This window comes from Mesorhizobium sp. M2A.F.Ca.ET.067.02.1.1, assembly GCF_004023285.1.
In the GTDB taxonomy this organism is placed as follows: Bacteria; Pseudomonadota; Alphaproteobacteria; order Rhizobiales; family Rhizobiaceae; genus Mesorhizobium.
The window spans coordinates 1-6,165 of record NZ_RZSB01000345.1; the positions used below are offsets into that span (position 1 = coordinate 1).

The 6,165-nt window shown below is 65.6% G+C and carries 6 protein-coding genes; all 6 read right to left on the reverse strand.

The window, feature by feature from the left end; all coding sequences use genetic code 11:
- Positions 1-114: 114 nt before the first annotated feature.
- A complete protein-coding gene (locus tag EOA28_RS21545) occupies positions 115-2,010 on the reverse strand; it encodes an ABC transporter ATP-binding protein (protein ID WP_127249355.1) in 1,896 nt (631 codons plus the stop codon).
- 8 nt (positions 2,011-2,018) lie between these two features.
- Complete coding sequence (locus tag EOA28_RS21550; protein WP_127249356.1) at positions 2,019-2,993, reverse strand: serine kinase; 975 nt, start codon at positions 2,991-2,993, stop codon at positions 2,019-2,021.
- Positions 2,990-4,903, reverse strand: a complete 1,914-nt coding sequence (locus EOA28_RS21555) for a lasso peptide isopeptide bond-forming cyclase (protein ID WP_128315238.1) — start codon at positions 4,901-4,903, stop codon at positions 2,990-2,992. The genes EOA28_RS21550 and EOA28_RS21555 overlap by 4 nt, the downstream gene beginning before the upstream one ends.
- Positions 4,904-4,906: 3 nt before the next feature.
- On the reverse strand, positions 4,907-5,368 hold the full coding sequence (locus EOA28_RS21560; RefSeq protein WP_245463147.1) for a lasso peptide biosynthesis B2 protein: 462 nt from the start codon (positions 5,366-5,368) through the stop codon (positions 4,907-4,909).
- Between the two features lie 42 nt (positions 5,369-5,410).
- On the reverse strand, positions 5,411-5,710 hold the full coding sequence (locus EOA28_RS21565) for a PqqD family protein (RefSeq protein WP_095817672.1): 300 nt from the start codon (positions 5,708-5,710) through the stop codon (positions 5,411-5,413).
- 154 nt (positions 5,711-5,864) lie between these two features.
- On the reverse strand, positions 5,865-6,017 hold the full coding sequence (locus tag EOA28_RS21570; protein WP_127249359.1) for a lasso RiPP family leader peptide-containing protein: 153 nt from the start codon (positions 6,015-6,017) through the stop codon (positions 5,865-5,867).
- Positions 6,018-6,165 lie beyond the last annotated feature (148 nt).

Genomic DNA, 6,165 nt, shown 5'->3' on the forward strand with positions numbered 1-6,165 from the left:
GGCTATTTCCTTCTGGTCTTTGCCATGATCGGCAGGGCAACGCCGACTTCGGCCGACAAGATCCGCGAAGCCGACCGCGGGGCAATCCTGAACAAGGTCGCCGACGGCGAAAAGCTAAGCGCCAGACGCAGCCTCCACTGACCGTTCGACCGGCGCCGGGACCAATCCGGCCTCGGCCGGGGGCGCGCTGTCGCGCTCGGCCTGCTCGCCCGACAGCATCCTGGCCAGCCGGCTGCCGGCTTTTGCCTTCAGCCGCCGGTATTGTCCGACCTCGACGATGCGCCCGTTCTCGATGGCCACGACCCAGTCGGCGAAGGCGATCATCGACGGCCGATGCGCGATGGTCAAAATTGTCATGCGGCCGCGCAAAGCCTCGATCGATTGCGCGATCAGCGACTGGTTCTGCCAGTCGAGCGCGCTCGTCGCCTCGTCGAGGATGAGCAGCGACGGCTTGCGCAGCAGCGCCCGCGCCAAGGCGATGCGCTGCCGCTCGCCGCCGGAGAGCCGGACACCGCGGTCGCCCACCACCGTATCGAGCCGCGATGCCAGCCGTTCCACGAAATCGGCCGCATGGGCGTTGCGCAGGGCCGCCCATAGCTCCTCGTCGCTGACCCCAGGCGCGGCAAGACGAAGATTGGCGGCGATCGTGTCATGCAGCAGGAACACATCCTGCGGTACATAGGCAACCTGATCGCGCCACGCCCTGCGATTCTGCGCGGTGATTTCCACGCCGTCGGCCAGGATCCGGCCGCTGGTGGGTTCGAGCAGACCGAGGAGCATGTCGGCGATCGTGCTCTTGCCGGAGCCGGAAGGGCCGATCAGCGCCGTCACCTTGCCGGCGGGCAGGTCGAAGGTGATATCGCTGACCACCGGTCTTGCGTCACCCTCGCCATAGGCGAACGATGCCTCGCGGATGTTGAGGCCGGTCTCGAGCGACAGTCTCGCGCCTCGTTCGGCCATGCCTTGGGTCGGTTCGCGCTCGGCGTCGAAGCGGGCCTGAAGGGCTTGCATCGAAGCGTAGGCCGGCAGGTTGATCAGCACCTGCTGGGTTTGAAGCTGCATGTCCATGAAGCGCGGCGCCACCCGCATGAAGACCAGGAGCAGCACGACGATCTCGGCAAGCGAAAGGTGGAAGCGGACCAGCGCGGTGTAGATGAAGAGGCTGAGCCCGATCACGCTCGCCATCTGGAACAGGGCGGTGCCGAGCGAAGAGTTGCGCACGAAGGCTATGTTGTCGGCCTTCATCCTGTCCAGCGTCGCGCCGAGCTCGGCGAAATAGCTCGCCTCGACATTGAGGCTCTTGGCGACCTTGATGCCGCCGAGGAACTCGGAGACCGTGCGATACTGGTCCTGGCGGTTGCCGGTCAGCGTGCGGCCATAGGCGCTGGCGCGTGCCCGGAACGGCTGCAGCGCAACCAGCAGAATCAGTCCGATGAGGATGGCGAAGGACGTCATCACCGGCGAGATGAACAGTGAGACCACGAGATAGCCGGTGAGAAGCAATGTCGCCTGGGTGAGCATCAGCAGCGAGAAGGCAGCCACCTGCACCCGGTCGACGTCGCCGTTCAGCGCGTGGTCGAGATCGGAGCTGCGGATGCGGGTGAAAACACCCCAGCGCGCCCGGCCGATGCTCTCGAACAGGTTCATGCGCACGCGGTTGACGAAATCGTAGAGCAGCCGCGCCATGTAGACCGACTTGAAGCGGTTGAAAATCGCCTGCAGCGCCACCAGCGCGACAAGCAGGCACAGCACCGTCGCCAGCGACAGCGTTCCGCCGGGCACCAGCCAATGCAAGGCTTCCGGCAGTGGAACTGCGTAATCCTGTTCGGCCCTGCCGATTAGGCGCAGCAGCGGGACGAGCAGCAGGATCGAGATGCCTTCGGTGAGGCTGCCCAGGATCAGGAAGGTCAGCGCCGTCGCGGTGCGTCGCCCGCCGACATGCGCCATCATGGCGCCGAAGCCGGTGATGTCCCGCAACAGCGACAGGCGAAGCTTCGAGGGCCAGCTCATGTCCCGGCTCACCTTGTCCCGGACGCCAGGTCGGTATCGATCGCGGCGACCGCTTCGTCGATCCGGTCGAGTCCGGCCGGCACTTCCAGCCGGCTGACGCCGACCCGCCCGGCGATCTGCGCGCACTGGCGCAGATGCAGGGCGGCGAAATCGCCCGGCAGCGCCTGCCGGCCGAACCGCGTGATATAGGAGAATTTGATGATCGCCGGCAGCGCGGCTGCGCCGGACAGGGGGGAGATAGCCGCCCGCACGCCCCGCTCGAGCACATAGATGCGCGACACCGGCACCGCTTCGGCCGCAAATCCGTCACGCAGCCGATGCTGCGCCTTGTCGATCTGCGGATGCACCTGCGGGCGCACCTCCGCCTGCTCGAGGCGAATGGCGCCGGCCGCGTCCGCCGCAAGCTTGAGCTGCGGGAATCCGGGCAGGATCATCGGCCAGTCCGGGTCGGACAAATCCAGCGCCACGACATCGTCGGTGAGCAGTCGATGGCCGGCGCGGATCATCGCGCCTGCCGTGGTCGATTTGCCGGCGCCCTTGTCGCCCATGAAGATCACGCTTTTGCCGTCGACTTCAATGGCGCTGGCATGCAGGACGAGCAGCCCGCGCTGATGCAGGGCGAGCGCCATCACCGGCCCGAGCAGCGGAAAGGCGAGCAGCGGATCGTCGACCCCTGGTGCCGGATCGACATAGATGCGGTTGACGCCGCTGATCAAGAACGTGCCGACCGCCTGCCAGGAAAGATACTGGCGCGTCGGCTCAAAACGGAAGGCGGTGGCACGCTGGGACGCCGCGCCGGGAAAATCGACCCGCCCCACCGCGATCTCCAGATCCGGTGTCGCCGGGCGCGTCGGCTCCAGCTCAGGCAAGGCCACTTCGGAGCCGATCACCAGCCCGTAGGCCTTGTAGAAACGGCGGACACGTCCGCTCGCCGCCGCCGTTTGCGGCTCGGATCGCGCAAGGGAAGCGATCGGAAGGTTCATGCGGGGTTTCCCTCAACTTGCCGCAGCCACAGCGACAGCGAAACCGCGCGCCAGACATGCTGGACGTCCGGCAGGGTCGCCTGCTCGGGCTGGCGCAGCATCCGGTCATAGACCGCGGCCACTGCAGGCAGGTTCACATAGGGTGCGATCCGCTCGCTGTCCGATATAAGCAGCCTGTCCAGAAGCTCGCGGTGATTGCCGAGCATGCCATTGACCAGGTTGGTGGTGAAATCGATCTTGTCGCGCCGCCATTGCACGGCCGGCGGCAGAACGCCTTGCATGGCCCGGCGCAGCACATGGCGGCCAAAACCGTCCTTGAGCTTTTCCTCGCCGGGCAGCGCCAGGCAGAATTCGACGAGCGGCTTGTCCCAGAACGGATAGCGCGGCTCGACGCCGAAATTGGCGGCGGCCTTGTCGAGCACTTCGAAAGCGTGCGGCACCAGCCCGGTCGACAGAAGCCAGCGATGCGTCAGCGCTTCGCTGGCGCTGACGGCGGCGGGCATGTAGCCGCTGCGATGAAAGCGCTCGGTAAGATCGGTGCGCCCGGCAAGACCCGGATTGACCAGACCCGCCCAGGCGGCGCGTGGCGCCTGCGCCGGCCCGCGCCGCACCTTGCGGACAAGGCGTTTGGCCGCCGCCCTCATCCTGGCGATTCGCCAGGCCGGCCCATAGATGGTCAGGAACTTGAAATAGAGCGGAAGCATGCCGTCGCCATAGGTGTTGGCCGCGCTGCGCAACTCGCGCCAAAGCTCCAGCCATCTGCCGGCATTGGCGAGCTCGTGAAGGTGTCCGTGGCCCTGCGAGACGACCTCGTCGCCGCCGTGTCCGTCGAGCAGCACCTTGACGCCCTTTGCGCCCGCCGTCCGGTAAAGGTCGCGCGTCAAGGACAGGCCGGGCGCCAGGAACGTGCCTTCCTGCTCCTCCAGGATGCGCTCGAACTCGGCGAAGGGTGCGTAGTTGCCGACGGCAATCAGCGTGGCGTCGAGCGGATTGTCGTCGAGCACCGCATCGATGAACGGCTTCTCGTCCATGGAGGAGCCCTTGTCGAACACCAGCGAGAAGGTCTTGAGCTTCGGGTTGCCTGTCGCCGCTGCCCTGAGGCTTGCAAGGCATGTGATCGAGGATGAATCGAGGCCGCCGCTCAGCATGGCGCCGACAGCCGACGTGCCACGCATCCGGTTCTCCACCGACTGCGCGAAGAGATGCCTGAATTCTTCGGCCGCGTCAGCGCGTGGCGGCCGCTGTGACGGCTCGATCTGCCAGTAGCGCCGCAGCGCAATCCCGTGGCCCGACACCATCATGCTGTGTCGCGCCGGCAAGCGGAAGATTTCGGCGTAGGGCGTGGCCTGCGGATCGTCCGGCAGGCCGGCGAGAAAACCGGAAATCTGGTGCTCGCTGAGGCGCCTGCCGACGCCGTCCAGCGCCAGGATCGGCCCGATCTCCGAGGCGAAAGCAAAGCGCCTTGCGGTCGAATGATAGTAGAAGGGTTTGACGCCGAAATGGTCGCGCGCGCAAAACAGGGCCTGACGATCGCGGTCCCATATCGCGAAGGCGAAGTCGCCTTGCAGGTAGGTCGGACAGGCCTCGCCCCATTTCAGGTAAGCGCGCATGATGAGCATCGCGTCGGCAATCGACCGGTCGCGCAGGCCCAGCCGCGCCAAAAGCTCGTCGCGATTGTCCAGCCGGCAATCGGCGGTGATGGCGAGTTTGCCGCCGGCCATCGCCAGGGGACCGGGCCCGTCCTCGCTGGTCGTGTCGAGCCAGGCGTGGCCGAGCGCCACGCTGCCCTCCGTCCGCCATGAGCTGCCGTCGCGGGCACGATGGCGCATGCGCGAAAGCATCTGCTGGATGTCGCTGGCCGCGGCGGGCCTGCCGTTGCCGATATGCAGGATGCCGGCCACGCCGCTCATCGGTCACGACCCATGGTCGACAAGGTGGGTAAATCCGTTGATCGAGCCGCCAAGCACGATGTGATTGCCGCTCATCAACCAGGCATGCGCCCTGAGTTCGCTGCCTGTCCCCCTTTCGATGCCGATGCTGATCTTCGAGGCGTTGCCCTGGCAAGCAAGCAGATATTGCCCGGCCAGCGCCTGGGTGAGGCAACTGGCGCCCGGCACCAGCCGCGCGGCGGCGGCAACGCCCCAGGCGACGCGCCGCAGGTCGGCGATGCCGGCGTCGCGCCTCGCATCAAGCCGCGTGACCAGGCCGCGGACGTGGTTGTAGGAGGAAAGCGTCAGCGCGAGCCGCACGCCGCTCACCACCGCCAGGCACCGCGCCAGAAACAGCATCTCCCGGCCGCTCAGCGACCGGATCCTAAAGCGCGTCGCGATCCTTCGGATTCGCTCCATGCGCTTTAGGTCTTTGATTTGACGCATGTCTTTATCCCGAAACCGGTCCCCGCTTTCGGGAGGCATGCTTTAGACCAGTTCCTCACTGTGGAGCCTCGCAAGCCCTGCTTCGGTCAGCCCCTTCAGCAAGCCTTCGACATCGGCCTTGCAGCGCTCGGCATCGACATTGTAGCGCGCAAGCACGGCGCCGCGGATATCGAGGACCGATCGCGGCTCCTGGATCTGCTCCCAAATGAAAGCGCCGACGCTGTTCAGGCTGTAATAGACATTGGATTTGAGGTGGAGCAGCGCCAATCCGGCGCCGAATTCACAAGCCACCGCCTCGCCGGTCGCGACCACGCGGTCATGGTCCGAAGGGTTCCAGTGCATGCTAAAACCTCGTTGCTGGCCCGCCGCGCCCTTGGACCTTGGCCGGGATCGGTTGCCTGCGATCCTGGGGAGGAAGCCGGGGGACAAGGCCCCCCCGGCTCGCCTGTTGGTAGTATCCGGAGCCCCAACTTAGACTCCCGGGTAGCCTGCAAGCTTACGAGAAAGTCAGCTCGCCGACCGGCGTGTGTGCGGGAAAGCTCACGTCAAGCGCCGTCGAGCCAGCGCCACCCTGCGTGATGGTTTCAATCGAACCATGAACCGTCAAGCTGGGGGGCTCGTACTCATGCTTCTCAACATTCTGTTCCATTTTACTCTCCAATTAAGGACTGGAAGCGGCCGCAGAATGCCGCCAGCATATAGCTATGCTGCGATGCGATTGCTGCATGGCAACATTCATGAGTCAAGCGTGATTTACCAAGCATTAATCAATTCTCGGTTGCGCCTGCCTTCCTTGG